This is a genomic window from Janthinobacterium sp. GW821-FHT03A03, assembly GCF_059421435.1.
In genome coordinates, this window is sequence record NZ_JBWKUZ010000014.1 from 61,588 (window position 1) to 88,180 (window position 26,593).

Sequence of the window (26,593 nt, forward strand, 5' to 3'; positions counted from 1 at the left end):
CACTATGCAACTCGACCTCGACATCCGCGCCACCTTGCGCTCCGGCAAACGCCGCTTCGACATGCAGGTGCAATGCACGTCCAGCAGCCAGCGCATCGCCGTGTATGGCCCCTCCGGCGCCGGCAAGAGCATGACCCTGAAAGCCATTGCCGGACTGTTTACACCGGAGGCGGGCCATATCCGCCTGAACGGGCGCACCCTGTTCGATTCGGCCGCCGGCGTCAATTTGCCGCCGCAGCAGCGCAATGTCGCCTACCTGTTCCAGGATTACGCGCTGTTCCCGCACCTGACGGTGCGCCAGAACGTGGGCTTCGGCCTGAGCCGCGGCTGGTTCAATCCGCGCGCGCGCGAAAAACTGCAGAAAGTCGAGCATTGGCTCGATGCGTTTCATTTGCAGGAGCTGGCGCACCAGTTCCCCGACGAGTTGTCCGGTGGCCAGCGCCAAAGGGTGGCGCTGGCGAGGGCGCTCGTGGCCGAACCGGCCGCATTGCTGCTCGACGAGCCGTTTGCCGCCCTCGATCCGGCGCTGCGTGTCAAAATGCGCCTGGAACTGAGCCAGTGGCAGCAGCGCCTGGACGTGCCCATGATCCTGATCACACATGATCCCGAAGATGCGCGCATTCTGGGCGAACATGTGCTTTACTTGCGTGACGGACAAATTGACAGCATGGAAGAAAATAAGGCATGGGGTGAACGCATTGGATAAATCAGCGGCAGCGGAAATCGGCCTGCAAGGCTCGGTATGGATGACGGTGGGCGGAGAAAACCTGGGCGGCGCCGGCAGGGTGGAATTGCTGGGCGCCATCGCCGAATGCGGCTCCATCACGCAGGCGGCCAAGCTCGTCAAGATGAGCTACAAGGCGGCCTGGGACGCCATCGACGCGATGAACAACCTGGCCGGCGAGCCGCTGGTGGAACGCCTGACGGGCGGCAAGGGCGGCGGCGGCACGCGGCTGACGCAACGGGGACGCCAGCTGGTCGACAATTTCCGTATCATCGAGCGCGAGCATGCCCGCTACCTGCGCCAGCTGGGCAGCCAGGCGGAGGGCATCGCCGACGATCTTTTACTCATACGGAGAATGGCCATGAAAACCACGGCACGCAATCAATTCCTCGGCAAAGTTGCTGAAATGAAACAAGGCGCCGTCAACGACGAAGTCACGCTGGAATTACCGGGCGGACAGCATATCGTGGCCATCGTCACGCAGGGCAGCAGCGACAGCCTGGGCCTGGCGCCGGGCGCGGAAGCATTTGCGCTGATCAAGGCCTCGTCCATCATCCTCGTCGCTGACAGCGCGGGCGCGCGCTTTTCGGCGCGCAACCAATTGACCGGCACCGTCACGCGCGTGCAGACGGGCGCCGTGAACACGGAAGTGGTGCTGGACTTGCCGCGCGGCGGCACCATCGCCGCCATCATCACGAACCAGAGCAGCACCGACCTGGGCATCGCCATCGGCAGCAGCGTGACGGCGATTTTCAAGGCGTCCAGCGTGATCCTGGGCGTGCCGGCGTAAGCGGCGATGCTGACCAGGTTCCGGGGGCAGACCCGGCAGGTCTGACCCCAGTTTTACGTTGCAGGCTTAATCCTTCAGCCTGGACAACCAATCCGCCGCGGCCGCCAGCGCCTGCTCCAGCTCCTGCGCCGTGCGTGCCAGCAGCGCCGGCACCTCGTCCAGGCGGCCGCCGTCGATGGCTTCCTCGGTGGCGAAGGCGGCGCGGATCAGGCGCTTCGTGCCCAGGGTGCCGACGGAGCCGCGCACGCTGTGCAGGATGCGCGCCACGTCGCTGTGGCGGCCCGCCTGCAGGGCCGTTTCGGCGTCGCGCAGGGGCGTCATGCCCTTGTTCAGCGCGTCTTCCACCATGCGCCGCAGCACGCCGCGCCCCTTGGCGTCGCGCCCCATCACGCGCATCAAAGGGGCCATGGAAAACACTTCTTCATCGGCGACGCGCGCCGGCCCGGCCGTCTGCACTGGCGGGCGCTTCGGCAGGTGGCGCGCGATGACGGCCATCATCTCTTCCACCACCACGGGCTTGGCGATGAAGTCGCTGATGCCGGCCGTCATGCAGCGCTCGCGCTCGGACGCCAGCACGCCGGCCGTCATGGCGATCACGGGCAGGGTCAGGCGCAGTTCCGTGCGGATGATGTGGGTGGCGCTGAAGCCGTCCATGACGGGCATCTGCATGTCCATCAGCACGATGTCGTAGCGCAGCGCTTCCGTGCGCAGCCGTTCCACGGCCTGCAAGCCGTCGCCGACCACGTCCAGGGTGGCGCCCATGTGTTCGAGGATGCCGCGCGCCACGGCCTGGTTCAAATGATTGTCTTCCACCAGCAGGAAATGCACGCCGGCCAGTTGCGTGCCCAGCGGCTGGTGCAGGATGTGCTGTTCGCCGCCGTCGTGCTTGGCGATCAGCGCCTGGTGCAGGGCGTCGAACAGGCTCGATCCCGTGATCGGCTTCATCAGCACGACGTCGGCCTCGGCCGCGCTGGAGATTTCCTCGAGGTGGTTGCGGGCGAAGGCGTTGACCATCACGACGATGGGCTGGCGCTGGCCGGCGGCCGCCTGGCGGATGGCCTTGGCCGTGGCCAGGCCGTCCATCACGGGCATGTGCCAGTCGGCCAGCACCACGTCGTAGGGCTGCTGCTGCGCCAGGCGCTCGCGGTACAGCTCGATGGCGGCAAAGCCGGAATCGACCTCGTCGGCGTTCCAGCCCCAGGCCTCGATCAGCTTGACGATCAGTTCGCGCGTGGTGCGGTTATCGTCGGCCACCAGCAGGCGCAGCTGGCCCAGGGCCGGCGTGCGCCGCGTTTCGGCCGGCTGCGCCAGCAGCTCGAACGGCACGCTGAACCAGAAGCGGCTGCCCTTGCCTTCGCTGCTGGCGACGGCGATGTCGCCGCCCATCATGTGGATCAGCTGCTTGCTGATGGCCAGGCCCAGCCCCGTGCCGCCGAAGCGCCGCGTGATGCTCTGGTCGCCCTGCGAAAACGCGGCAAACAATTGCTGTTGCTGCAACTCCGTCATGCCGATGCCCGTATCGCGCACTTCGAAGCGCAGCCAGGCGCGGCCTTGCTGGCTGTCGGCCAGGCTGACGGCCACCACCACTTCGCCGCTCTCAGTAAACTTGATGGCGTTGCCGGCCAGGTTGACGAGAATCTGCTGCAGGCGCTGGGCGTCGCCCATGAGGCGCCGCGGCACGTCCGCTTCGACGGCGATGGCCAGCTCCAGTTCCTTTTCGCCCGCATTCATCGTCATCGTCGTGGCCAGCGTGTTCATGACCTCGTCGAGGTCGAATTCGACGGGCGACAGCTCCATGCGGCGCGCCTCGATCTTCGAATAGTCGAGCACATCGTTCAGGATGCCCAGCAGCGACTGGCCCGCCACGCGCACCATGGTCAGGTATTTGCGCTGTTCCGTATCGAGCTTGGTATTGCCTAACAGATACACCATGCCCAGCACGGCATTGAGGGGCGTGCGGATTTCATGGCTCATGTTGGCCACGAAATCGCTCTTCGCGCGGTTGGCCGCCTCGGCCCGGTCACGCTCCTGTTCCAGCTCGGCCGCGCGCGCTTCGAGCTCCTGCTGCAGCCGGTCGCGTTCGCTCATCAGGCTGTTGAACGCTTCCGTCAGCTCGCCGATCTCGTCGCGCTGCTGCACGGGAACGGGGGTGAAGCGGCTGCCGCTGGTGCGCAGGGCCTGCAGGGTGTCGCGCAGGCGCACCAGGGGCGAGAGCAGGCGCACGGTGACCCAGCCCAGCACCGACGCGGCCAGCAGCGAGGCGAGGATGCTCCACAGCACCAGCCGGTACAGCACGCCGTCGAACGGCTCGAAGGCGTCGTCGAGGGGCAGCGAGGCGGCCAGCAGCCAGTTCACGGATTTCAGGCGCTTGAAGCTGTTGACGGCCGTGATGCCGCGGCTGTTGGTGCTGACCATGCTGCCTTCGCCGTCGTCCTTCAGCAGCTGCGTGGTGGTCAGGTTGGCGTTCGGCTTGCGCGGCTGCAGCAAGCGGCTGGTGTCGGGGTGCAGCACGTAGCGCGGCACGGCGCCGCGCGTGAGGATGAAGTAATAGCCGCTCTTGCCGATCTTTTCCGTGCGCAAACGCCCCAGCAGGTTATCCTTGTACAGGCGCAATACGCCGATCACCACGCCGGCCACCTGGCCGTCGGCGGCCAGCACGGGCGCCACCATCTGCACGATGGGCATGCCGCTGGACTTGCCCAGCATCGGTTCGGTGATCATGGGCTGGCGCGTGCGCAGCACGGTCTGGAAGTACTCGCGCTCGGCCACGTTGATGCCGGCGCGCCCCGCCACTTCCGGCATGTCGGCCACGACGGCGCCGTGCGCGTTGAGCACCAGCACGTCGTCGAACAGCACCAGCATCGAGCGGCGCGAATAGTACTGGCGCAACTGGGCGGGCTGCGCGATCAGTTCCGGCGGCTGCTGCCTGGCCGTCAGGGTGACGATTTGCAGCAGCATGGCCAGCTTGTCATCGAGCTCGGCGGCGGTGCGGGTGATCAGCGATGACTGCTGGCTCAGCAGAACTCGGGTGAAGTCGTCGCGCATGTGCTGCACCTGGATCATGGTGACCAGCGCGATCATGGCGATCGAGGTCAGGCTGGTTGCCAGCGCGACTTTTGCTTTGATGCCGAGAGGCTTCATGATTTCCTTTTTCGGTACCGGGCGCTACAGGCGGCAGATAATGCCGTTAGGAATTTTCCTATCAATACATCAACTTGGCAAGCGGCGCCGCGCAAATGGCCCGCCCCGCACGGGCTTTTGACGATGTTGCCATATAATTAAAGTCCGAACGTCGTTTATTCAGCGAAATTACGGTGAAATTGGCACACGGCAACCGTGTATGCAGTAAACTTGTTATTGCATTTTCTAAAAGGTACCGACATGACTGAAGCGCTACTCTCTCCAACCTTGCCCACCGTGAACGTGGAAGCGTTGCGTGCGCGATGCTCGACCTGCAGCATGCATCAATTGTGCCTGCCGATGGGCCTCGACGTGGGCGACATGGACAGGCTGGACCAGATCATCGGCCGCCGCCGCAAGATCGCGCGCGGCGCCTCGCTGTTCCGCATCGGCGACTCGTTCCAGAACCTGTACGCGATCCGCCTGGGCCACTTCAAGACCTACCAGATCAATCCGGGCGGCGAAGAGCAGGTGACGGGTTTCCAGATGGCGGGCGAACTGCTGGGCATGGACGCCATCAGCGCCGACCGCCACCACTGTAATGCGGTGGCGCTGGAAGACAGCGAAGTATGTGAAATCCCGTTTTCCAGCCTGGAACAATTGCTGGGCAATATGCCGACCCTGCTGCGCCATTTCCACCGCATGATGAGCCAGGAAATCACGCGCGAGCAAAGCGTTATGTTGCTTTTAGGTAACATGCAGGCGACGCAGCGCTTTGCCGCCTTCATCGTCAACCTGGCGTCGCGCTATGAAGCGCGCGGCTATTCGAGCAGCAAATTCCAGCTGCGCATGTCGCGCGAGGAAATCGGCAACTACCTGGGACTGACCATCGAAAGCGTCAGCCGTTTATTGTCGAAATTCAAGAAGGAAGGCTGGCTGCGCGTGTCGAACCGCGAGATTGAAATCCTGCAGCCAGCGAAATTGAAGGCCATTACGGCCGGTACGGACGTCTGCAAATAACCGCACCGTCAAAACCGACTGCGCGTCGCGCTTTGCGGCCTGCGATGCTCGCTGTGCTATAGCACAGCTGTGCTTCTCAGCCACAAATCACTGCCGCTCGCTACGGTTTTCCCGCCACTGTACGTTATAGTTCCTCATCGGCGTGCAGCGCGATGCTGCGCTGCAGCGGCCAGGTCCAGATGCCGGACAGGCGCCATTCGCGCTTGTCGTTTTCCACCAGCACCTGCCAGCGGCTGCGTTCGAGCATCGGCAGCGCCACCGAGAAATTGCCGGCCGCATCGGGCTGCACCAGCAGCTTGATATCCTTTTCCGGCAGGGTCGCATGCGCCAGGTGCAGCAGCAAAGGCTTCTGGTACGCCTTGCCGAAGCTGTGCACGGAGCCGCTCAGGCGCGCTGCAGCGACGTCATACGCCAGGGTCGTATCCATCGCCAGGTCGCTGGCGATCGTGTCGCGCTTCAAATCCTGGTTGATGGCCTTGCCCTGCTTGTAATAATCGCCCACCACCAGCGCATCGGGTTGCGTAAACGCAATATAGCCCATGAAGCTGCCGACGACCACGGACAGGCCGGGACCGATCATCAGCAGCCATGGCCAGCGGTGCTTGTACCACGGGGCAACGGGGGCTTGCAGTTTCAGACTGTCGGACATTGTGTTCTCCTTGGGGCCAGACCCTGTGGGCCTGCCCCCGGCTTTTGCTTCCGGGTTGAGCATAAAATCAACCCAACGCATGATTGATGATACTCCTGCGGCGAAAATACCGGGGGCGGACCCGGAGGGCCCGACCCCGCATCACCGTTACCGCGGCACGATGAAGACCGCGCTTTCACGCACATGCAGCGACGGGTCGTCCAGCGATTGCAATTCGATTGCAATCTTGTTCGAGCCCTTTTCGCCCACGCCGTGCGGCACGCGCAGGCGGATCGGCCAGCCCAGCGTTTCCGTCGGCTGCAAGGTCACTTCTTCGCGCGTCAGCAAGGTCAGGCCCGGCAAGCCCGATGCGCTGATCTTGAAATGCTGGCTTTGCTCCGAGGTGTTCATGATCTGCAGGCGGTAGACGTTTTCGATCATGCCGTCTTCCACTTCGCGTCCCATCGAACCGCGGTCGCGGATCACGTCCATTTTCAGGGGCGTGCGCAGGGCCAGCGACGTACACACGGCGATGATGATCAGGGCCAGGATGGAGGTGTAGATCAGCACGCGCGGGCGCATGGCGCGCTGGCGTATCTGCTTCGAATCGAAGTTGTTTTCCATCGCATGGTCGGTACTGTAGCGTACCAGTCCCCGCGGCCGGTCGACCTTGTCCATCACGCTGTTGCAGGCATCGACGCAGGCGGCGCAGCCGATGCACTCATACTGCAGGCCGTTGCGGATATCGATACCGGTCGGACACACCTGCACGCACAGGGTGCAATCGATGCAGTCGCCCAGCTTGTCGTTGTTGCCGGCCTTCTTGCTCAGCGCGCCGCGTGGTTCGCCCCGCTTGGCATCGTAGGTGATGATCAGCGTGTCCTGGTCGAACATGGCGCTCTGGAAACGCGCGTAGGGGCACATGTATTTGCACACCTGCTCGCGCAGCCAGCCCGCGTTGCCGTAGGTTGCCAGGCTGTAGAACAAGACCCAGAACCATTCCCAGGGACCAAAGTTGAGGGTCTGCACGGAATGCGCGAGTTCCTTGATCGGCGTGAAGTAGCCGACAAAGGTAAAGCCCGTCCACAGGGCGATGGCGCCCCACACCAGGTGCTTGGCCGTCTTCTTGGCCGTCTTGCGCAGCGACGGGCCCTGCTTGTCGAGGGCCATGCGCGCGCTGCGCGTGCCTTCGATGCGGCGTTCGACCCACAGGAAGATTTCCGTGTACACCGTTTGCGGGCAGGAAAACCCGCACCACACCCGCCCCGCAATGGCCGTGACGAGGAACAGCAGATAGGCACAGATGATCAGCAGGGCCGCCAGATAGATGAAATCCTGGGGCCACAGCACGACGCCGAAAATGTAGAACTTGCGCGTGGTCAAATCGAACAGCAGGGCTTGCCTGCCATTCCAGGTCAACCACGGCAAGCCGTAGAACGCGAGCTGGGTAAGCCACACGCACACCCATCGCCAGGTAGCGTAGCGTCCTTTGGCCTCGCGAGGGTAGATTTGCTCGCGGGCCGCATACATCTTGATGACTTGAGGTTCCATTACATCATTTCACGGGCGTCTGGGGATTCGACAAGCTCCAGACATAGGCTGACAGCACGTGCACTTTTGATTCCCCAAGGAAATCGCTGAATGCCGGCATGGTGTTGTTGCGCCCCTTGCGGATGGTTTCCATGATGGTATCGGCGCTGCCGCCGTACAGCCAGACCTTGTCCGTCAGGTTAGGCGCGCCCAGCATCGGGTTGCCCTTCGCATCGGCGCCGTGACAGGCCATGCAGGCGCCGAACTTGCCCTTGCCCAGCACGGATTTGACGGGGTCCGAGGTGGAGCCGGACAGGCTCAGCACGTAGTGGGCCACGTTCTCGATATCCTTCTCGGAACCGAGCGCGGCGCCCATCGGCGGCATCTGGCCATTGCGGCCGTGCAGGATGGTGGTCTTGATGGTGGCAGGATCACCGCCATACAGCCAGTCCTTGTCCGTCAGGTTGGGGAAGCCCTTGTTGCCGCGCGCATCCGAACCGTGGCATTGCGCGCAGTAGGTCAGGAACAGACGCTGGCCGATGGCTTGCGCCTGCGGATCGGCGGCCACCGTCTTCAGGTCCTGGCTCAGGTACTTGTTGAACAGGGGACCGTAGTCGGCTTCCGCCTTCTTCAGCTCTTCCTCGTACTGGCCCGTGGATTTCCAGCCCAGACTGCCCGCATAGTTGCCCAGGCCCGGGTACAGGAACAGGTAGGCCAGCGCGAAGACGATGGTGATGTAGAACAACCACATCCACCAGCGCGGCATCGGCGTATTGAGTTCCTTCAAGTCCTCGTCCCAGACGTGGCCCGTGGTGCCGTCGGCGGGGGCGCCGGCGGCCACTTTCACTTTCGACTGCGAGTACAGCAGCACGCCGCAGCCGATGATGCCCAGCAGGGACAGCACGATGACATAGATATTCCAGAAGCCATTGGTAAAGTCAGCCATGGTTGCGCTCCTTCGCCAGGTTCATCTCGGCCTCGGCCGGATAGTCGAGCGCCTCGTCGGCGAACGGCAGGCGTGCCGCCGCGTCGAAGTCGCCATTGCTGCGGCTGAAAGTCCACCACAGGATGCCCACGAACGTCATAAAGGAAACCACCGTCATGACGCTGCTGGCGCTGTCAAACAGGTTCTCGATTGCCATGCTAATTCCTTGTTTTGATTAATGTACCGAGGCCTTGCAGATAGGCGACCAGGGCGTCCTCTTCCGTCTTGTCCTGCAGCTGTGCCGGGCCGGCGGCGATTTCTTCATCGCTGTACGGCTGGCCCAGGCGCTTCAGGGCGCGCATCTTCGGCATGATGTCGTCGGGCACCAGCTTGGTCTTCGCCAGCCAGGGGTAGGCCGGCATGTTCGACTCGGGCACCACGTCGCGCGGGTTGTTCAAGTGCGTGCGGTGCCATTCGTCGCTGTAGCGGGCGCCCACGCGGGCCAGGTCCGGCCCCGTGCGCTTGGAACCCCACTGGAACGGACGGTCATACACGAACTCGCCGGCGACCGAATAGTGGCCATAGCGTTCCGTTTCCGCGCGCAGCGGACGCACCATCTGCGAGTGGCAGTTGTAGCAGCCTTCGCGCACGTAGATGTCGCGGCCCGCCAGGCGCAGCGGCGAATACGGCTTCAGGCCGGCGACCGGCTCCGTCGTGCTCTTCTGGAAGAACAGGGGGACGATCTCGACGGCGCCGCCGATGCTGATCACCACCGTGACCAGGGCGATCAGCAGCCAGGGGTTTCTCTCAATCCATGCATGTGAAAATTTCATTTGCTTTTGCTCCTATCAGGCGTGCGCCGCGTTCAGTTCCGGAATGCGGGCGACGGGGAGTTTGCTGCCGCGCAAGGTCATCCAGGTGTTGTAGCCCATGATGCACATACCCGACAGGTACAGCAGGCCACCGGCCACGCGCACCACGTAGTACGGATACGTTGCTTTCACGCTCTCGACAAAGGTGTAGGTCAGGGTGCCGTCCGGATTGACCGCGCGCCACATCAGGCCCTGCATCACGCCGGCGATCCACATGGCGGCGATGTACAGCACGATGCCGATGGTGGCCACCCAGAAGTGCACGTCGACCAGGCGCGTGCTGTGCATCTGCGTGCGGCCCGCCAGGCGCGGCAGCAGGTAGTAGATCGAACCCATGGTGATGAAGCCGACCCAGCCCAGGGCGCCCGCATGCACGTGGGCAACGGTCCAGTCGGTGTAGTGCGACAGCGAGTTGATGGTCTTGATCGACATCATCGGACCTTCGAAGGTGGCGATGCCGTAGAACGACAGCGAAACGATCATGAATTTCAGGATCGGGTCGGTGCGCAGCTTGTGCCAGGCGCCCGACAGGGTCATGATGCCGTTGATCATGCCGCCCCAGCTTGGTGCCAGCAGGACCAGCGAGAAGACCATGCCGATCGATTGCGTCCAGTCAGGCAATGCCGTGTAGTGCAGGTGATGCGGGCCGGCCCACATGTAGGTGAAGATCAGCGCCCAGAAGTGGACGATGGACAGGCGGTACGAGTACACGGGGCGCTCGGCCTGTTTCGGGATGAAGTAGTAGACCATGCCCAGGTAGCCGGCGGTCAGGATGAAGCCCACCGCGTTATGGCCGTACCACCACTGGATCATGGCGTCCTGCACGCCCGCATAGGCGGAATACGACTTGGTGAACGAGGCTGGCATGACGGCGCCATTGACCACGTGCAGAATCGTCACGGCCAGGATGTAGGCGCCGAAGAACCAGTTGGCCACGTAGATGTGCTTGACCTTGCGCTTGATCAAGGTGCCGAAGAACACGATGGCGTAGGCGATCCAGACGACGGCGATGAGGATGGCGATAGGCCATTCCAGTTCGGCGTATTCCTTGCCGCGGGTCAGGCCCATGGGCAGGCTGACGACCGCGCACAGGATCACGGCTTGCCAGCCCCAGAACGTGAAGGCGGCCAGTTTGTCGGAAAACAGGCGCACCTGGCAGGTGCGTTGCACGACGTAGTACGAGGTGGCGAACAGGCCGCAGATGCCGAAGGCGAAAATCACCGCATTCGTGTGCAGCGGACGCAGACGTCCGTATGTCAGCCATGGTATGTCGAGGTTCAGGGCAGGCCAGGCCAGCTGCGCGGCGATGATAACGCCAACCAGCATGCCGATGATGCCCCATACCACAGTAGCGACCGCGAATTGCTTCACGATCTTGTAGTTATAGTTCAGCGATTGATCCACAAAGACTCTCCCTGGAATTACTATTTATGATGGTGGCCAGAGAGTAAGTGTTTGACCGCGAAAAAACTTTGATGTGGATCAAAATTCCCCGGATGAAATAAGCGTAGCGAAGTGGCATCGAAATAAAGTGATATTCCGGTCAAAAAAGCCGTGCAAGATCCCTGCAACGGCTGGCTTGACATGGCGTAAAACGTACCTGGAAGCAATGGCCTACAGTGGCTTGTCCAGACACGCCCAAGGCCCGCCATGGAAGATCCCGAACGCCGCGATCCGTTTGATGCCCAGGTGGACATGGTCGTGGGCAAGGCCGAAGGTACGACCCTGTTCAGTCACTGCCTGCTCGATTGCCTGCAGCAGATGCCGTCGCCGGGCATCGTCATCTTCGTGCATGGCGTCAATTCCGACGGCGAGTGGTAACGCGCGGCCGAAGCCGGCCTGTGCCAGGGCCTGAACACGCGCATGAAGCGCTGCGACGAGCATATAGTCCATGCCACGGCGCAGGCGGGGCAGCTGACGCCGGTATGCTACCGTAGCGAACTGAGCGATGACGGCTATGTCGATCCCGACTACACGGCCGCCACCTTCATCGGGCCGCAAGCGCATTTCTCGCCCGTGATCCAGTTCCGCTGGGGCTACAAGGCCAGCGACAGGGAATTGCAGCAATATGGCGATTCGGTCTACCTGAACGAACACGCTTACTGGGGCGGCGGCCCGTTCGCCAATGGCTGCTCATCGCTGCCTGACCTGTGGGGCGAGGGCCTGTCGGACGCCCTCTTCCTGTTCATCCACATCGAGCATCTGAATCCCGTCAACGACCGCATCGTGCATGCCTGCCCGCCGCGCCCCTATTTCGTGCTGGCCGCGCTGCGCCTGGCGCACCTGGTGGCGGCCATCCGCCGGCAGCAGGCCGACGTGCCGATTACCCTCGTCTGCCACAGCCAGGGCAATATGGTGGGCATGGCGGCCGCATTTCTGGGCAATAAGATGGCCAGGGTGCGGGATGCGGCAGGCAAAAGCGGCCGTTGCGTGGCCGATACTCATGTCTTGTGCAACCCGCCCTACAGCCTGTTGCGCAGAAACGACACGGAAGGCTGGCTGCAGGGGCAGGTCAGGGACGTCGATGGCAATGTGGGCCGGCAAAGCGGCGAGGCGCGCCGCAAGACCCTGGCGGCGTTCTTCGACATCGTGCGAGGTCAGGCCACGGAGCCGCCCCTGTCTGTAGCGCTGGCGGACATGGCCGCCAACGTGCGCCATGATTTCACGCTGGAGAAAGACCGGGCCGCCTATGCCTGCGGCCCGCAGCCCACGACGCGCGGCCGCGTCACCTTGTATTGCAATCCGCACGACCGGGTGATTTCCGCCACGCCCATCCAGGGCATGGGCTGGTTGGGTCTGAGCGCCGAAGAGATCAAGGCCACGCGCGGCGCCGGCGTGTTCAGCCAGCGCGTGTTTGCGCAAGGCTTTCCCGTTGGCCAGCACGGCGATTATGATTATTGGAGCAATCACTATCGCCAGCCCGCGCGGGGCAGCGCCGATTTCTGGCATCCCCGTTCGCCGATCTCCAGATACGAGCCGGACAAGGGCGTGCGCGCCAGTACCAGCGCGGCCGGCAAGGCGGCGAGCGTGCGCACGGCTGCCGCCATGTCGGCCCTCATGAAGATGCTGAAGACGCCCATCAATGCCGTGCCGCCCGACGACTGGCGCATCCCCGTGACGGCGCCCGCCTTGCCGCAGGTGTTTACACCGCAGGCCGTGCGCTTTGGCGTACCCAGCCCGCAGTTCGACCAGAATCTCGATCCGCCCGGCACGCACCGCCATGCGGGCAAGGCGCGCCCGGCAGGCGAGCCGTATGCCGATACAAGCGTGGGCGGCACGCCGCAGGGCGACCGCGATACCGAGGCGGCACTGCGCTACGAAGACCATGCCCGCCTGCGCATGAAGGCCCGCCGCGGGAAGCTCGACGGCCTTGACGGCGAGGCGATGATGGAAGACGACCTGTCCACGGCCACGCCGGAATATTTGCAATGGCGCAAGCAGGAAATCCAGGGGCAGCTGGCGGCCACCTGCGACACGCATGCGACCGACCACTCCACCATCCTGAGCAATCCCCGGCACGCGGAAAAGGCGCTGGCGTATGACGTGGCGATCGGGGTGTGCCATATCAGCGAGGAGGCGATGCGGGAATTGAGGATTGCTGCTGATTGGCGCTTATCGGAGGATACGGATAAGGACGGATCTAGCAAGATATTTCTTGAATATTTCTCTACTGGAAAGTTTATGAAAATGTCTTTGCTGGCATGGGTCAATGTGGTGGCGGCACCGGGAGCATGCCTGCCGAAATAGTGGATGAACGTATGTACAAGCGCCCGGAGACATCCTGATGCGCAACTTGATTGCTACTTTTCCTCGTCGGCTGGGCTGGAGCATGTGCGTATTCAGCTTTGCGTCTGGTATTGCACTCTGGTCGGTATTGCAGGCCCCGCCAGTCGACGTTCCTCTTGAAGAAGGATTGCTGATGAAACGATTATTGTTGATGCCGGGATTGCTGGCGCTTGCCGTCCTTTTCCTGACCTCGGCCTGTGCCAGCAAGGCGCCGATCGCGGCACCGGTTGCCGCCGTTATCCCTGCTGCGCCCGCGCAGCCGTACATGGCGCAGGTGGTGGGCGTGCAGTGGCTCAATCCCCTGCAGCGGCGCGATTATCCGACCGCATGGCAACTGCTGTGGACGCTGGGCCTGGCCAAGCCGAACAAGGACGATAGCAAAGTGAAAGAGAACCCCGTGCGTTTTGGCAAAGTGCAATCAGTCGGCATGATTGCTTATGGTAATAATGGGAAAGAATCATTCGTAGGGTTTCACGAAAAATATGTGTACAAAATGATTATGTTGTTTCATGATATTTACTTTTCTAATCAGGAGTATTTTTACAACGCACACTCGCTGACCGACAAATCCACGCGCCGCGAACTGGCGGGCATTCACGTCGAATATGCCTTGCCGGCTGGACGCCTTATCCAGACGAGGCGGGAAAGTATGTCGTTGAAACGATTACCGATGCCTTCAGCATCGGCAACCCCCATTGCCCCGATTCCTGGACCACGGCCACGCCGCCCGACGTGCGCGTGACCCTGGGTGGTGCCAATGCGGGCTTTACGTCCCTGGCGGCGGGCCTGGCTTACCTGCAGGCCAATCCCGACAAGACGGTGTGGGTGATGAACTGGGATGCGCCCAGCTATCCGCCCAGGGATGAGCAGATCAATGAAAACATGGTCTTGCTGGTCCTGGCCGGCCCCGGCTACAAGACGCAGCGCGCGCCGCTGGCCTGGCTGGGCTTTCCCGCCACGCGCAGTGTCGCCGATTTCAGCGCCGGCAAGGGACAGTCCCCGCGCGCCGTGCAGGCGTGGAGCGCTGCCATCGACGCGGCCGCCCGGAACGCGCAATTGAACGACGACGCCATCGGCTACGTCATCCACGATGCGGGCGCCGTCTATCCTGCCTCGTCGGAGCGCCTCGGTCCGCTGGCGCAAAGCCTGACGCAGCAATTGCCCGACTTCGACTTCAACAAGCAGACGTTCAACATGCCGGCGCTGCTGGGCGAGACGGGAGCGGGCACGGCGTTGACGAACGTGGCACTGGCCATCGCCCATGCCAACCACGTGGGCCGGCCCGTGCTGGTGGCGGGCAGCAGCGACAGCGAGAGCGCGACTGCCGTGGTGGTGGCGCCGCCGGCCGTCGTGCGGCCCGTCGACCACGAACAGCCGTGGTTCCGCGCGCGCGGCGGCAATACCGTGTTTTTACCATGGTGGGGCCGGCGCTTCGATGCGCGGCCGGGGTCGCAGGGTTATTCGCGCTGAGGCGCGGGCGGGGCGGGCGCTTCCGGCGGCGTATCGTCGTCCTGCAGCACGCGCAGGCCCGGTCCGACGAGGTCGTCGAACTGGCCGCTGTCCGAGGCCGTGAAATACACCCACAGGGCGATGAAGACGACCACGACGCTGAGGGGGATGAGGAGGTAGAGAGCTTCCATTAGACTTTCCGCAGGCGCAGGGCGTTGGCGATGACGACCGCCGAGCTGGCAGCCATGCCGACGCCGGACAGCCAGGGGTTTAAAAAGCCCAGCGCGGCGGCCGGGATGGCCGTCAGATTGTACAGGGTTGCCCAGCCGAGGTTTTCGCGGATGATGCGCATGCTGCGCGCCGCCGTCCTGGCCGTGTCCAGCACGGAAACCAATTGGCTCGACAGCAGCACCGTGTCCGCATGGGCTTGCGCCAGCGCGGCGCCGGAACCCATGGCGAACGAGACGTTGGCGCCGCTCAGCACGGCGGCGTCGTTGATGCCGTCGCCGACCATGGCCACGACGGCGCCCGTCGCCTGCAATTGCTGCACGAAATCGAGCTTTTCATCGGGCAGGCACTCGCCGCACGCCGTGGCGATGCCCAGCTCCGCCGCCACGCTTTGCGTCAGCGCTTCCTGGTCGCCGCTCAGCAGCACGACTTGCTTGCCGTGCCGGTGGAAATACGCGACGACGTCGCGCGCTTCCGGGCGCAGCGCGTCGCTGAGCAGGAAACGCGTCAGCCAGCGCCCCTGCGTGCCCAGGTACAGCGGCGTCATGCCCTGCATGCCGACGGCCGTGTCGCCCAGCGGCGGACCGGCGACGGCGGCGACAAAGGCCGCATTGCCCAGGCGGTAGCGCACGCCGTCGACCACGCCTTCGAGTCCCTGGCCCTGCACTTCCTGCAGGTGCTCCGCATGCGCGCGCGGCTGCGGTCCTGGCAACCCTTCGGCGGCGTCAAGGATGGCTTGCGCCAGCGGATGGGCGCTGCCCGCCTCCAGCGCGGCGGCCACCTGCAGGCAGTCGTCTTCCGTCATGCTGTCCAGGCCCTCGATCTGCTTGAGCACGGGCCGGCCCAGGGTCAATGTCCCCGTCTTGTCGAAGACGATGTGCGTGGCGCGGTGCAGGGTTTCGAGCACGTGCGGCTGGACGATCAGCACGCCGCGCCGCAGCAGGCTGTCGGTGGCGGCCGCCAGCGCCGTCGGCGTGGCAAGAGACAGCGCGCAGGGGCAGGACACGACCAGCACGGCAATGGCCACGGGCCACGCTTGCGCTGCATCATGCCAGCTCCAGAAGGCGAACACGGCGACGGCAAACAGCAGCAGGCCCAGCACGAACCAGGCGGCGACCTTGTCGGCCCACTGCGCGATCTGCGGCTTGCCGCTGCCGGCCCGCTCGATGAGTTTCAACAAATCGGACAGGGTGCTTTCGCGCGCCGGCTTGAGCACGCGCAAGATCAGCACCGCACTGGCGTTGATGGCGCCGCCCGGCACCCGCTCGCCCAGTTTGCGGCGCTGGGCCGCGCTTTCGCCCGTCAGCAGCGATAAATCGAGCGCACTCGTGCCTTCGATGATGACGCTGTCGGCGGCGATCGCCTCGCCCGGTTTGACGAGGATGATGTCGCCGACGGCCAGGCTGCCGGCCGGCACCAGGGTGGTGGCGCGGTTGTCGGGGAAGCCCGCCATCAGCGACGCGGACGCGGGCAAGGCGTGCTGCAGCCGTTCCAGCGCCGAGGCGGCCTTGCGGCGCGCCTGCAGCTCGAAATAGCGGCTGCACAGCAGCAGGAAGATGAACATCGTGGCCGAGTCGTAATACACCTCGCCGCGGCCCGTAAACGTCGCCACCACGCTGCCGAAGAAGGCGGCCAGGATGCCCAGCGCCACGGGCACGTCCATGCCCAGGGTGCGCGCGCGCAGGCTGGCCCAGGCGCCCTGGAAAAACGGCATGGCCGAATAGCAGATGGCCGGCAAGGTGAGCAGCAAACTGGCCCAGCGCATCAGGCTGGCCATATTCTCGTCCAGCGTGCCGTCTTCGGCCGCCAGGTAGGAAGGCGCCACGTACATCATCACCTGCATCATCGACAGGCCCGCCACGAACAGCTGGCGGCCCAGCGTCTTGCTGGCCTTTTGCAGTCGTTCGCCATGGCGCACGGCGTCATACGGGTAGGCCGTGTAGCCGACTTGCCGCACGGCCTGCAGGATATCGCCCGGCTCGCATTGCGCACGGCTCCAGCGCACGTACAGGCGCTCCGTGGCGACGTTCAGGCTGGCTGCCTGCACGCCGGGCAGGCGCGTCAATTGGCGCTCGATCAGCCAGACGCAGGCGGCGCAGCGGATGCCCTCGACGGACAGCGTCGCCTCGCAGCTGCTGGCGTCGCGCGCGAATTGCGCGTCGTCATTGCTGTACAAACGCAGTTCGGGCGGCACCATGGCGGCGCCGGCCGCGTTGACGGCGTATTCGTCGCGGTCGCGGTAATACGCGCTCTGGCCGATGTCGACGATGGTCTGCGCCACCGCTTCGCAGCCGGGGCAGCACATGGCGCGCGGCACGTCGTCGATGGTGACGTTCCAGTTCGAGCCGCCAGGCACGGGCAAGCCGCAATGGAAGCAGGCGGAGGATTGTAAAACAGCATTCATAGGTTTGTTTTCATGCGTCTTTTCATGGATGGCCTGTGACGCACAGGGCGTCGAGCCAGCCCAGCGAGACGCCGTTGGCGGCGCGCAGCAGGCCCAGCAGGCCAAAGCCCAGCACCAGCAAGCCGCTGGCGATACGCACGGGACGGCGCTGCATCTGCGCGCGCAGGCGCGTGCCCAGCAAGCCCATGCCCAGCAGGGTGGGCAGGGTGCCCAGGCCGAAGGCGCCCATGGCGGCCGCGCCGCTCAGGGCCGAACCTTGCATCATGGCCGTCAGCAGGGCGCTGTAGACCATGCCGCACGGCACCCAGCCCCACAGGCCGCCCACGGCCAGGGCCTTGAAGACGGTGTCCATCGGCATCAGCGGTTTCAGCAGGGGGCGCACGCGGCGCCAGATGACGTTGCCGGCCGCTTCCAGGCGGGCCAGGCCGCGCCAGGCGTCCATCAGGTACAGGCCCAAAGCCACCAGCATCAGGTTGGCCAGCCAGTAGCCGGCCACCTGCAAGGACGCGAGGTGCAGCATGCCGGCGCCCGCCAGGCTGCCGGCCAGGGCGCCGGCCAGCATGTAGCTGACGATGCGCCCGCCGTTGTAGGCCAGCACGCGCAGCACATTGGTCTGCACGGTTGTCTGCAATGCCGGGCGCGCCACGGCGATGGCGATCACGGGGCGGGCCGGCGCTGCCGCTGCGCTGCCGCTGATCGACAGGGCGCCGACGATGCCGCCGCACATGCCGATGCAGTGCACGCTGCCGGCCAGGCCGACCATGAACAGCGGCAGGAGGCTCAGGGCGTTCATCGGGCGGCGTTACACCGTTTTCGAGTAGCGCAGCGGCTGCGGCGCATCCGGCGTGGCGTTCGCGCGCGCCAGGGTCAGGTAGCGGTCGAAGACCATGCAGATATTGCGGATCAGCAAGCGCCCTTTCGGCGTCACCGTCAGCCAGTCTTCCTCGATGACGAGCAAGCCGTCGCGGGCCAGTTCGCGCAGCTTTTCCAGCTCGCTGGCGAAATAGCTGCGGAACTTGACGGGGTGTGCCTGCTCGATGGTGGCGATCGACAATTCGAAGTTGCACATCAGCATTTGAATGATGATGCGGCGCAATAAATCATCGGTATCGAGCTTGATGCCGCGCGCGATCGGCAGCACGCCTTCGTCGAGCTTTTCGTAGTAGGCGTCCAGCGTCTTTTCATTCTGGCTGTAGACGGCGCCGACGGAACTGATGGCCGACACGCCGCAGGCGATCAAATCGGCTTCCGCGCGCGTCGAATAGCCCTGGAAGTTGCGGTGCAAGCGGCCCTGGCGCTGCGCCACGGCCAGGTCGTCCGTCGGCTTGGCGAAATGGTCCATGCCGATGTAGACATAGCCGGCGGCCGTCAGGCGCGCGATGCACAGGCCCAGCATGGCCAGCTTGGCGGCGCTGTCGGGCATGTCGGCGTCGAGGATGCGGCGCTGCGGCTTGAACAGGTGCGGCATGTGCGCGTAGTGGTACAGGGCGATGCGGTCGGGGCTGGCGGAGATGACCTTGCGCAAGGTTTCCGTCATGGTTTCCAGATTCTGCTTGGGCAAGCCGTAGATCAGGTCGATGCTGATCGAGCGGAAACCGGCGTCGCGCGCCGCCTGCATGATGGCCACCGTCTCCGCTTCCGGCTGGATGCGGTTGACGGCCTTCTGCACGTCGGCGTCGAAATCCTGCACGCCCAGGCTGATGCGGTTGAAACCTTGCGCGCGCAGCGAAAACACGCGTTCGCGCGACACCGTGCGCGGGTCGATTTCGATCGAATATTCGCCGTCTTCATCGGAGGCGAATTCGAAATGCTGGCGCAAATGCGTCATCAGCTCGTCCATCTGCTTTTCGCTCAGGTAGGTCGGCGTGCCGCCGCCGAAATGCAGCTGTTCGATGTGGTTCATGCCGGCAAACAGCTTGCCCTGCATGGCGATTTCCTGCTTCAGATAGCTGAGGTAGGTGGCGGCCTTGCTGCGGTCTTTCGTGATGATCTTGTTGCAGGCGCAGTAGTAGCACAGGGTGTCGCAGAACGGCACGTGCACGTACAGCGACAGCGGACGGCGGCCGCCGCGCATGCGCAGCGCGGCCAGCGCTTCGAGGAAGTTTCCGTAGCCAAAGTCGGTATTGAAACGGTCGGCGGTCGGATACGACGTGTAGCGGGGGCCGGACTGGCTCATCTTGCCGATGATGACCGGGTCGAATTCGACGACCGCATCGAGTTCGGCGGAAGCACTGCTGAGTAGTGTAGGCATGATGTGTTTTGAGGTCTTGAAAGGATTAGGCGGCCAGGCGTTTCAGGCCGGCGCTCTTGCCGGTATTCGCGGCGCCCGCAGCGCCCGACTTGCCGCCAGGCATGGCGACGCGGCGCGGTGGCGGCATTTTGCCGAAATTAAACAGACTCACGGCTTGCGACAGGCTGGCTGCTTCTTCCGCCAGGCGGGTGGCGGCCGCGGCGGCTTCTTCCACCAGGGCCGCGTTCTGCTGCGTCACCTGGTCCATGTGGGCGATGGCCTGGTTGACCTGGTCGACGCCGATGCTCTGTTCGCGCGAGGCGATGGAAATTTCCTGCATGATGGCCGTGACTTGCTTGACGGAACTGACCACCTGTTCCATGGTGGCGCCGGCGCGGTTGACCTGCAGCATGCCGGCGCCCACCTTGCCGACGGAAATCTCGATCAGCTGCTTGATGTCCTTGGCCGCCACCGACGAGCGCTGCGCCAGGTTGCGCACCTCGCCCGCCACGACGGCGAAGCCCCGGCCCTGTTCACCGGCGCGCGCCGCTTCCACGGCCGCGTTCAGGGCCAGGATGTTGGTCTGGAAGGCGATGCCCTCGATCAGGCCGATGATGTCGACGATCTTCTTCGACGAGGTGTTGATGTCGTCCATGGTGGTGATCACGTCGGAAACGATTTCGCCGCCCTGCACCGCCACTTTCGAGGCGGCCACGGCCAGTTCGTTGGCCTGCACGGAGTTGTCCGCGTTCTGTTTTACCGTCGACGAGAATTCCTCGATGCTCGAGGCCGTCTCTTCCAGGCTGGCCGCCTGCGATTCCGTGCGGCCCGACAGGTCCATATTGCCGACGGCGATCTGCCTGGTGGCCACGGCCATGGTTTCGACGTTGATGCGCACGTCGCGGATGGTGGCGATCAGGTTGCTGTTCATCTGCTGCAGCGCGCGCAGCAATTGCCCCATTTCATCCGTGCTGTCCGTCTCGAAACTGCCCGACAGGTCGCCGGCGGCAATGGCGCGCGCGCCGTTCAATGCCTTGCCCAGCGGCTTGAGCACGGACATGCGCAAGGTGTACCAGAGGAAGACGTTGATCAGGAAACCGAACAGGGTGGCGCCGAAGATGGCGTAGTTGGTGATCTGGCCGCCGCTGGCGAACAGGCTGATGAGGCACACCAGCAATTGCAGACAGTTGACGATGGAGGTGGCGGCCCAGATGCGCAGGTTCAGCGACATGTGCGTCAGGCTGTGCAGCAGGTGCGCCAGGCCAGGACGCACGATCTGGCCATGCTTGATGATGATGTTGCCGCCCTGCTTGCTGCGGATGGCCGCATACGCCTCTTCGGCCGCCTTGACCTGGTCCTTGTCCGCCTTCACGCGCACGGACATGTAGCCGATGGTCTTGCCCGCTTCGCGGATGGGCGTGACGTTGGCGCGCACCCAGTAAAAATCGCCGTTCTTGCAGCGGTTCTTGACCAGGCCCGTCCACGGCGTGCCTGCCTGGATCGACGCCCACAGGTCGGCAAACGCTTCGGCCGGCATGTCCGGGTGGCGCACGATGTTTTGTGGCGAACCGAGCAGCTCTGCCTCGCTGAAGCCGCTGACCTGGCTGAAGTACGGATTCACATACACGATATTGCCGTTCATATCCGTTTTCGACACGATGGCCTGGTCGTCCAGGACGAGGACTTCGCGGTTAGTCACTGGCAAATTTTGGCGCATGGTCGCGGCTTCCTGATCAGTTAAATAAGCAATTGGTGAGTAAGACTTGCACGATTGCAAGAACGGAGATCAGTGTAAGGAGTCGACTACGCATTTTTATTGATGTAGATCAAAATCCTCAAGATTGGCTTCGGTAATTTACCGTGCCCCTCAAGCGAGCAGCGGTTTCGTCATGGCGGCTTTTCGTTTATAGTGCCAAATTGGCTATTTATTTTGCCAATAGGCACTATTTGCCTTGGCGGCTTTCTTTGGATTCAGGAGACCCATGGGTTTATTCGATTTTTTCCGCAGCCCTCCCTCGCGCGATGCCTTTGCGCAGATCGTCCTGCGGCAGATCGGCCAGGATGGCCTGGCATCCGGCAGCCGCTATGAACGGGAACAGTTTCGCATCGTGTCGGGCAGCGACGACGGGCATGTTTTCAATCTGGACAATGCCTACCGCGACTATTGCGCCGCGCCGCGCAAGCAGCGGGCACACGTCGTGCAGCACTACCTGAGCATCTACTCGGCTCCCGGCGTGCCATCCAGCTTTGCCGACGCCCGCGCCAGCCTGATGCCCGTACTGCGCAGCCGCCGGCAGGGCGACCATCTGCGCCTGCTGGCGCAGACCGAGCCGCAGCGTCCGGCATTTGCCACTGCCTGCCAGGACTTCAGCGAGGATGCGGTCGTCATGCTGGCCTACGATACGGAAGCGAATATGGCCACCATCGGCCAGGCTACGCTGGCGCAGTGGGGCGTGACGTTCGAACAGGCGCTGGCGGCGGCCATGGACAATTTGCGCGACCGCACGGCGCACAGTTTCGTCGCGTTGGGCGACGGCTTGCTGCTGGGCGACTGGAACGACGCCTATGATTCTTCGCGTCTGCTGCTGCCGGACTTGCTGTACCGCGCCTGCGAAGGCGGCGAACCGCTGGTGATGGTGCCCACGCGCGGCCGCTTCCTGCTGGCGTCGTCGCACCATGCGGCGGGACAGCTGGCCATGGTGGCCCTGGCCGACCAGCTGGCGCGCGACGAGGGGCGGCAGGTCTCGACCGCCCTGTATGGCGTGCGGGACGGGAAAATCGTCGCCTGCGAACCGGCCGAAGCGGCCGTCGCCACGGCGCTGCGGCGTTTCCAGACGATCGTGCGCGCCGATCTCTACAACCAGCAGAAGGCAGAGTGGGAGCAACTCAACACGAGCACGGGCGACGATGTCTTCGTCGCCAGCTGCCTGCTGATCGAACGGCAGCCGGGCGAGCGCGTCGTTTCCGTGAGCAGCTGGGCCCGCGACGTGCATACCTTGCTGCCGCGCACCGATGTCGTGGCGCTCGAGGTGCGCGACGAGCATGGCGAGCGCAGCGGCAGCAAGCTGCTGGCGTGGGACGAGGCGCAAGCCATCGGCGGCTGCCTGATGGAGCAAATCGATTGCTACCCGGTGCGCTACCGCGTGCGCGCGTTTCCCGATGCGCAGTGCGTGGCGGCGGCGCCGGCCTGCGAGCTCTGAAGCCTGGCCGCTAGTCCACGCCCGCCGTCAGCGGCCGCAAGCCGCCCACGGCGTAGCCTTGCGCATAGTCAATGCCCAGGTCGCGGATGATGGCCAGGGTGGCGTCGTCTTCCACGTATTCGGCCACGGTTTTCAAGCCCATCACGTGGCCCACTTCATTGATGGCCTTGACCATGGCGCGGTTGACGGCATTGCTGGCGATGTCGCGCACGAAGACGCCGTCGATCTTCAGGTAGTCGACGGGCAGGGCCCGCAGGTAGCCGAACGAGGAAAAGCCGCTGCCGAAGTCGTCAAGCGAGAAGCGGCAGCCCAGCGCCTTGAGCTTGTGCATGAACACCTGCGCCTGTGGCAGGTTGGCAATGACGGCCGTTTCCGTGATTTCAAAGCAGATCTGCTCGGGCGCGACGGCGTACTGCACGAACTGTTCGGTGATGTAGTCGTGCAGGCCCGTGTCGGCCAGCGACATGCCCGACAGGTTGACCGAATACAGGGCCGGCGCGCGGCGGCGGCTTTCGGCCATGGCTACCAGCGGCGGCAGGCTGTCGCGCACGCTCTGGATATGCTGGCAGACGGCGCGGATGACCCAGCGGTCGATGGACAGCATCATGTCATAGCGTTCGGCGGCGGGAATGAAGGTGCCGGGCAGAATCAGGTCGCCCTTGCCGTTGCGGATGCGGATCAGCACTTCGTCGTGGTGTTCCGGGCTGTCGCGCAGGTGCACGATGGGCATGGCGTACAGGCGGAAATAGTCGTGCGTGAACGCTTCGTTCAGGCGCGAAATCCACAGCATTTCGCCATGCCGCTGCGCCAGCATGACGTCGGCCTCCCGGTACACGTGCAGACGGTTGCGGCCCTGCTCCTTGGCCAGGTAGCAGGCCTGGTCGGCCGCGCTGAGCAGCTCGCTCATGGACTTGCTGTCCTGGCTGATTTCCACGATGCCGATGCTCACGCCCAGCTCGAAGCTGCGTTCGTCCCAGGCGAAGCGGAATTCGCGCACGGACTGGCGCAGCTGTTCGCCGATCTGGCGCGCATGTTCGAGCGGACAATGCGGCAGCAGCACGCCCAGCTCGTCGCCGCCGAGGCGCGCCAGGATGTCGCTGTCGCGCATGCGCCCCTGCAGCATCTTCGCCAGCAGCTGCAGCAGCACGTCGCCGGCGCCGTGGCCGCAAGTGTCGTTGATGACCTTGAACTGGTCCAGGTCCAGGTACAGCAGCGCATGCACGTGGCCGTCCTGCTTGGCCGTGTGCAGGGCGCCGGCCACCAGGTGTTCGAATTCGCGCCGGTTGAGCAGGCCCGTCAGCGCATCGTGCGTGGCTTGCCATGACAGTTCCTGGCTCAGCTTGCGTTCGTGACTGACGTCGCGAAACACGACGACGGCGCCGAGGATGTCGCCCTCGCGCGACCAGATCGGTGCGGCCGACTCCTCGATGGCGATGCGCCGCCCTTCGCGCGTGAGCAGCAGCGTGTGGGTGGACATGCCGATGGCCTGGCGCAGGCGCAAACACTTGACGGCCACGTGCTCGGACGGCTGGCCCGTGTGTTCATCGATCAGGCTCAGGGTTTCCCGGATGTCCTGCCCCTGCACCATGTCGCTGCTCCAGCCCGTCAACAGCTCGGCCACGCGGTTCAGGTAGCGCGTCTTGCCCTGCGGGTCCGTGGTGATGACGCCGTCGGCGATGGAGCTGAGCGTCACTTCGGCCAGTTCCTTGCGCTCGGCGATCATCAGTTCGCGCGCCATGTGCTCGGTGATATCCCAGATGATGCCGAGGGTGCGTTCGGGTTGCCCGGCGGCATCGACGAAGACGTGCGCCTTGGCCGCCAGCCAGTGTTCGCTGCCGTCGGGCCAGACGACGCGGTACTGCAGCGCATAGCCGCCGCGCCGGCGCACGCCGTCCTGCAGCACTTTGATCACCTTGTCGCGGTCGCCGGGATGCACGCAGTCGAGAAAACGGCGAAACGGCTGCGTCAGGGCGCGTTCCTCCAGGCCCAGCAGCGCGGCGCCCTTGGCCGACCAGCTGACCGTGCCGTCGATGACCCGGCCATCGATGATGCGCGAATCCCAGATCGCCATGTGCGCCGCTTCCAGCGCCATCTGTAATCGTTTCTGCAGGTCGCTCATGCCCTTTCCCCTACCCGGATACCGACATAGACAGGCGGGCGGCGGCTAGGTTCCCGGCGCCTCGGCAGAGGTGGCAGGCAGGGCGCGCGCCACGTCGCGCACATTCTTTTGCACGGCCACGGCTGCAAATAGGCTCAACAGGAATGCCATCGCATAAAACCCCTTCTCGCTATTTTGCAGATTAGCGTTCCACAGGCCCACAGTCAATAACAGCAAGGCCAGCAGCACGGAAATCCAGCACAGGCCAAAGTAAATGCCCGTCACGGCGATGCCTTCGCTGCGGTCGCGCACGGATTTTTGCAGCGAGATGGCGGCGAACAGGCCGTACATGAGGATCGTGAAGTAATAGCCCTTCTCGTTGAGCGCCATGCTGGCGTTCCACAGGCCGGACAGATAAGTGACGATGCCGATCAGCAGTGCCGCCCAGGAAGCGCCGATGAAGGCGCTGCTGGGACGTGGGACGGGGGAAGTCTGCATAGGGTCTCCATGGACGGACGGCGCCGCCGGCATGGCCGGGGCGGCAGGCAGGGATGCGCCTGCCGCTCCATCAGACCAGAAAAGCTATTTGCCCGATTTGACCAGGCGCAACAAAGCCGACACGGCCGTGACGCCGGCCAGCACCAGGCCGCCGGCGATGACGCCGGCCACGGCATTGATCAGGCTGGGCGTGACGGCCGCCAGCACGGGGCCGGCGACGGCCACGCTGCCCACCGCTTCTTCCGCGTGGTGCAGCATGGCGCTGGCCCACGGCCAGCCGTGCGTCAGGATGCCGCCGCCCACCATGAACATGGCCAGCGTGCCCACCACGGACAGGAATTTCATCAGTTTCGGCGCCGCCGACACCAGCATGCGGCCCAAGCCGCGCACGCCATCCATCAGCGCGCCCGCGCCCTTGCGCGCGGACAAATAAAAGCCCGCGTCGTCGAGCTTGACGATGCCCGCCACCAGGCCGTACACGCCCACCGTCATGAGGATGGCGATGCCGACGACGACGGCCACCTGCTCGGCGAAGGTGGCCGCGGCCACCGTGCCCAGGGCGATGACGATGATTTCCGCCGACAAAATGAAGTCGGTGCGGATGGCGCCCTTGATCTTGTCCTTTTCCAGGGCGACGAGGTCGACTTGCGGATCGCGCAGCGCCTGCGCCAGCTCGGCCTTGTGGCTGTCGTCCGGGTGCAGGTAGGTGTGGGCGATCTTTTCGAAACCCTCGAAGCACAGGTAGGCGCCGCCCACCATCAAGAGCGGCGTGATGGCCCACGGCGCGAACGCGCTGATGGCCAGCGCGGCGGGCACGAGGATGGCCTTGTTCTTCAGCGAACCGACGGCGACGGCCCAGACGACGGGCAGTTCGCGCTCGGCGCGCACGCCGGCCACCTGCTGCGCGTTCAGGGCCAGGTCGTCGCCGAGCACGCCGGCCGTCTTCTTGGCGGCCACCTTGGTCATCAGGGAAACGTCATCGAGGATGCTGGCGATGTCGTCGAGCAGGGCCAGCAGGCTGGAGCCGGCCATCTCAGCGCGCTCCCGCGGCGGTGGCAGGGAATTGTGCAGCGAGGAAAGTATTGTTTTTC

The 26,593-nt window shown here is 64.2% G+C and carries 23 protein-coding genes; 8 read left to right on the forward strand and 15 right to left on the reverse strand.

The window, feature by feature from the left end; translation table 11 throughout:
• Positions 1–4 precede the first annotated feature (4 nt).
• Both AC07VI_RS21340 and AC07VI_RS21345 read left to right on the forward strand, forming a co-directional pair.
• A complete protein-coding gene (locus AC07VI_RS21340; RefSeq protein ID WP_086144262.1) occupies positions 5–706 on the forward strand; it encodes a sulfate/molybdate ABC transporter ATP-binding protein in 702 nt (233 codons plus the stop codon).
• A gap of 40 nt (positions 707–746) precedes the next feature.
• Positions 747–1,514: a TOBE domain-containing protein gene (locus tag AC07VI_RS21345; protein ID WP_086144429.1), complete on the forward strand. Its 768-nt coding sequence runs from the start codon at positions 747–749 to the stop codon at positions 1,512–1,514.
• Between the two features lie 66 nt (positions 1,515–1,580).
• On the opposite strand, the gene AC07VI_RS21350 is transcribed toward AC07VI_RS21345, so the two are convergent.
• A complete protein-coding gene (locus AC07VI_RS21350; RefSeq protein WP_492991966.1) occupies positions 1,581–4,655 on the reverse strand; it encodes a response regulator in 3,075 nt (1,024 codons plus the stop codon).
• Positions 4,656–4,895: 240 nt separating this feature from the next.
• On the opposite strand from AC07VI_RS21350, the gene fnr reads away from it, so the two are divergent.
• Positions 4,896–5,654 carry a fumarate/nitrate reduction transcriptional regulator Fnr gene (gene fnr / locus AC07VI_RS21355; protein ID WP_086144260.1) on the forward strand — a complete coding sequence of 253 codons (759 nt, stop codon included), beginning with the start codon at positions 4,896–4,898 and terminating at the stop codon, positions 5,652–5,654.
• 124 nt (positions 5,655–5,778) lie between these two features.
• Here the strand turns inward: fnr and AC07VI_RS21360 are convergent, their stop codons facing one another.
• From AC07VI_RS21360 to ccoN, 6 genes are all read right to left on the reverse strand, one after another.
• Positions 5,779–6,303, reverse strand: a complete 525-nt coding sequence (locus AC07VI_RS21360) for a FixH family protein (RefSeq protein WP_086144259.1) — start codon at positions 6,301–6,303, stop codon at positions 5,779–5,781.
• Positions 6,304–6,450: 147 nt separating this feature from the next.
• Positions 6,451–7,833 (reverse strand): cytochrome c oxidase accessory protein CcoG, encoded by a 1,383-nt coding sequence (gene ccoG / locus AC07VI_RS21365; RefSeq protein ID WP_086144258.1) that lies wholly within the window; start codon positions 7,831–7,833, stop codon positions 6,451–6,453.
• 4 nt (positions 7,834–7,837) lie between these two features.
• Positions 7,838–8,758, reverse strand: coding sequence for a cytochrome-c oxidase, cbb3-type subunit III (ccoP, locus tag AC07VI_RS21370; protein ID WP_086144257.1), 921 nt, complete (start codon positions 8,756–8,758; stop codon positions 7,838–7,840).
• The gene (locus AC07VI_RS21375; protein WP_086144256.1) at positions 8,751–8,954 is read right to left on the reverse strand and encodes a cbb3-type cytochrome oxidase subunit 3; all 204 of its coding nucleotides are present in this window, start codon (positions 8,952–8,954) and stop codon (positions 8,751–8,753) included. Before AC07VI_RS21375 ends, ccoP begins: the two co-directional genes overlap by 8 nt.
• Position 8,955: 1 nt before the next feature.
• Positions 8,956–9,570, reverse strand: a complete 615-nt coding sequence (gene ccoO / locus AC07VI_RS21380) for a cytochrome-c oxidase, cbb3-type subunit II (protein ID WP_086144255.1) — start codon at positions 9,568–9,570, stop codon at positions 8,956–8,958.
• Positions 9,571–9,585: 15 nt separating this feature from the next.
• Positions 9,586–11,013 (reverse strand): cytochrome-c oxidase, cbb3-type subunit I, encoded by a 1,428-nt coding sequence (gene ccoN, locus AC07VI_RS21385; protein WP_046681775.1) that lies wholly within the window; start codon positions 11,011–11,013, stop codon positions 9,586–9,588.
• Between the two features lie 246 nt (positions 11,014–11,259).
• On the opposite strand from ccoN, the gene AC07VI_RS21390 reads away from it, so the two are divergent.
• The 4 genes from AC07VI_RS21390 to AC07VI_RS21405 are packed head-to-tail and all read left to right on the forward strand — an operon-like array spanning position 11,260 to position 14,865.
• Positions 11,260–11,430 carry a hypothetical protein gene (locus AC07VI_RS21390; protein WP_492991962.1) on the forward strand — a complete coding sequence of 57 codons (171 nt, stop codon included), beginning with the start codon at positions 11,260–11,262 and terminating at the stop codon, positions 11,428–11,430.
• Between the two features lie 42 nt (positions 11,431–11,472).
• Positions 11,473–13,356 (forward strand): T6SS effector phospholipase Tle3 domain-containing protein, encoded by a 1,884-nt coding sequence (locus AC07VI_RS21395; RefSeq protein WP_492991959.1) that lies wholly within the window; start codon positions 11,473–11,475, stop codon positions 13,354–13,356.
• A gap of 37 nt (positions 13,357–13,393) precedes the next feature.
• A complete protein-coding gene (locus tag AC07VI_RS21400) occupies positions 13,394–14,137 on the forward strand; it encodes a hypothetical protein (protein WP_492991957.1) in 744 nt (247 codons plus the stop codon).
• Positions 14,128–14,865, forward strand: a complete 738-nt coding sequence (locus AC07VI_RS21405) for a hypothetical protein (RefSeq protein ID WP_492991955.1) — start codon at positions 14,128–14,130, stop codon at positions 14,863–14,865. Before AC07VI_RS21400 ends, AC07VI_RS21405 begins: the two co-directional genes overlap by 10 nt.
• Here AC07VI_RS21405 and ccoS read toward each other — a convergent pair.
• From ccoS to AC07VI_RS21430, 5 genes are read right to left on the reverse strand one after another with little or no spacing between them, the layout of a single operon-like run.
• The gene (ccoS, locus tag AC07VI_RS21410; protein ID WP_086144252.1) at positions 14,853–15,035 is read right to left on the reverse strand and encodes a cbb3-type cytochrome oxidase assembly protein CcoS; all 183 of its coding nucleotides are present in this window, start codon (positions 15,033–15,035) and stop codon (positions 14,853–14,855) included. The genes AC07VI_RS21405 and ccoS overlap by 13 nt on opposite strands.
• The gene (locus AC07VI_RS21415) at positions 15,035–17,476 is read right to left on the reverse strand and encodes a heavy metal translocating P-type ATPase (protein ID WP_492991951.1); all 2,442 of its coding nucleotides are present in this window, start codon (positions 17,474–17,476) and stop codon (positions 15,035–15,037) included. The genes ccoS and AC07VI_RS21415 overlap by 1 nt, the downstream gene beginning before the upstream one ends.
• A gap of 22 nt (positions 17,477–17,498) precedes the next feature.
• Positions 17,499–18,269 (reverse strand): sulfite exporter TauE/SafE family protein, encoded by a 771-nt coding sequence (locus AC07VI_RS21420; protein ID WP_099374804.1) that lies wholly within the window; start codon positions 18,267–18,269, stop codon positions 17,499–17,501.
• Positions 18,270–18,278: 9 nt separating this feature from the next.
• The gene (hemN, locus tag AC07VI_RS21425; protein WP_086144249.1) at positions 18,279–19,727 is read right to left on the reverse strand and encodes an oxygen-independent coproporphyrinogen III oxidase; all 1,449 of its coding nucleotides are present in this window, start codon (positions 19,725–19,727) and stop codon (positions 18,279–18,281) included.
• 25 nt (positions 19,728–19,752) lie between these two features.
• Positions 19,753–21,423: a methyl-accepting chemotaxis protein gene (locus tag AC07VI_RS21430; protein ID WP_086144248.1), complete on the reverse strand. Its 1,671-nt coding sequence runs from the start codon at positions 21,421–21,423 to the stop codon at positions 19,753–19,755.
• Positions 21,424–21,688: 265 nt separating this feature from the next.
• On the opposite strand from AC07VI_RS21430, the gene AC07VI_RS21435 reads away from it, so the two are divergent.
• Positions 21,689–22,906 carry a DUF1444 domain-containing protein gene (locus AC07VI_RS21435; RefSeq protein ID WP_492991949.1) on the forward strand — a complete coding sequence of 406 codons (1,218 nt, stop codon included), beginning with the start codon at positions 21,689–21,691 and terminating at the stop codon, positions 22,904–22,906.
• Positions 22,907–22,916: 10 nt separating this feature from the next.
• On the opposite strand, the gene AC07VI_RS21440 is transcribed toward AC07VI_RS21435, so the two are convergent.
• The 3 genes from AC07VI_RS21440 to AC07VI_RS21450 form a co-directional block, all read right to left on the reverse strand.
• Complete coding sequence (locus AC07VI_RS21440; RefSeq protein WP_492991947.1) at positions 22,917–25,025, reverse strand: EAL domain-containing protein; 2,109 nt, start codon at positions 25,023–25,025, stop codon at positions 22,917–22,919.
• Between the two features lie 45 nt (positions 25,026–25,070).
• Complete coding sequence (gene yiaA / locus AC07VI_RS21445; RefSeq protein ID WP_086144245.1) at positions 25,071–25,502, reverse strand: inner membrane protein YiaA; 432 nt, start codon at positions 25,500–25,502, stop codon at positions 25,071–25,073.
• 84 nt (positions 25,503–25,586) lie between these two features.
• On the reverse strand, positions 25,587–26,534 hold the full coding sequence (locus AC07VI_RS21450; RefSeq protein ID WP_492991946.1) for a DUF808 domain-containing protein: 948 nt from the start codon (positions 26,532–26,534) through the stop codon (positions 25,587–25,589).
• Between the last annotated feature and the right edge of the window lie 59 nt (positions 26,535–26,593).

Bases quoted from the DNA above. Each gene is read 5' to 3' on its own strand.
- AC07VI_RS21340 (WP_086144262.1), top strand. From the start codon at position 5: ATGCAACTCGACCTCGACATCCGCGCCACCTTGCGCTCCGGCAAACGC.
- AC07VI_RS21345 (WP_086144429.1), top strand. From the start codon at position 747: ATGACGGTGGGCGGAGAAAACCTGGGCGGCGCCGGCAGGGTGGAATTG.
- AC07VI_RS21350 (WP_492991966.1), bottom strand. From the start codon at position 4,655: ATGAAGCCTCTCGGCATCAAAGCAAAAGTCGCGCTGGCAACCAGCCTG.
- fnr (WP_086144260.1), top strand. From the start codon at position 4,896: ATGACTGAAGCGCTACTCTCTCCAACCTTGCCCACCGTGAACGTGGAA.
- AC07VI_RS21360 (WP_086144259.1), bottom strand. From the start codon at position 6,303: ATGTCCGACAGTCTGAAACTGCAAGCCCCCGTTGCCCCGTGGTACAAG.
- ccoG (WP_086144258.1), bottom strand. From the start codon at position 7,833: ATGGAACCTCAAGTCATCAAGATGTATGCGGCCCGCGAGCAAATCTAC.
- ccoP (WP_086144257.1), bottom strand. From the start codon at position 8,758: ATGGCTGACTTTACCAATGGCTTCTGGAATATCTATGTCATCGTGCTG.
- AC07VI_RS21375 (WP_086144256.1), bottom strand. From the start codon at position 8,954: ATGGCAATCGAGAACCTGTTTGACAGCGCCAGCAGCGTCATGACGGTG.
- ccoO (WP_086144255.1), bottom strand. From the start codon at position 9,570: ATGAAATTTTCACATGCATGGATTGAGAGAAACCCCTGGCTGCTGATC.
- AC07VI_RS21390 (WP_492991962.1), top strand. From the start codon at position 11,260: ATGGAAGATCCCGAACGCCGCGATCCGTTTGATGCCCAGGTGGACATG.
- AC07VI_RS21395 (WP_492991959.1), top strand. From the start codon at position 11,473: ATGAAGCGCTGCGACGAGCATATAGTCCATGCCACGGCGCAGGCGGGG.
- AC07VI_RS21400 (WP_492991957.1), top strand. From the start codon at position 13,394: ATGCGCAACTTGATTGCTACTTTTCCTCGTCGGCTGGGCTGGAGCATG.
- ccoS (WP_086144252.1), bottom strand. From the start codon at position 15,035: ATGGAAGCTCTCTACCTCCTCATCCCCCTCAGCGTCGTGGTCGTCTTC.
- AC07VI_RS21415 (WP_492991951.1), bottom strand. From the start codon at position 17,476: ATGAATGCTGTTTTACAATCCTCCGCCTGCTTCCATTGCGGCTTGCCC.
- AC07VI_RS21420 (WP_099374804.1), bottom strand. From the start codon at position 18,269: ATGAACGCCCTGAGCCTCCTGCCGCTGTTCATGGTCGGCCTGGCCGGC.
- hemN (WP_086144249.1), bottom strand. From the start codon at position 19,727: ATGCCTACACTACTCAGCAGTGCTTCCGCCGAACTCGATGCGGTCGTC.
- AC07VI_RS21430 (WP_086144248.1), bottom strand. From the start codon at position 21,423: ATGCGCCAAAATTTGCCAGTGACTAACCGCGAAGTCCTCGTCCTGGAC.
- AC07VI_RS21435 (WP_492991949.1), top strand. From the start codon at position 21,689: ATGGGTTTATTCGATTTTTTCCGCAGCCCTCCCTCGCGCGATGCCTTT.
- AC07VI_RS21440 (WP_492991947.1), bottom strand. From the start codon at position 25,025: ATGAGCGACCTGCAGAAACGATTACAGATGGCGCTGGAAGCGGCGCAC.
- yiaA (WP_086144245.1), bottom strand. From the start codon at position 25,502: ATGCAGACTTCCCCCGTCCCACGTCCCAGCAGCGCCTTCATCGGCGCT.
- AC07VI_RS21450 (WP_492991946.1), bottom strand. From the start codon at position 26,534: ATGGCCGGCTCCAGCCTGCTGGCCCTGCTCGACGACATCGCCAGCATC.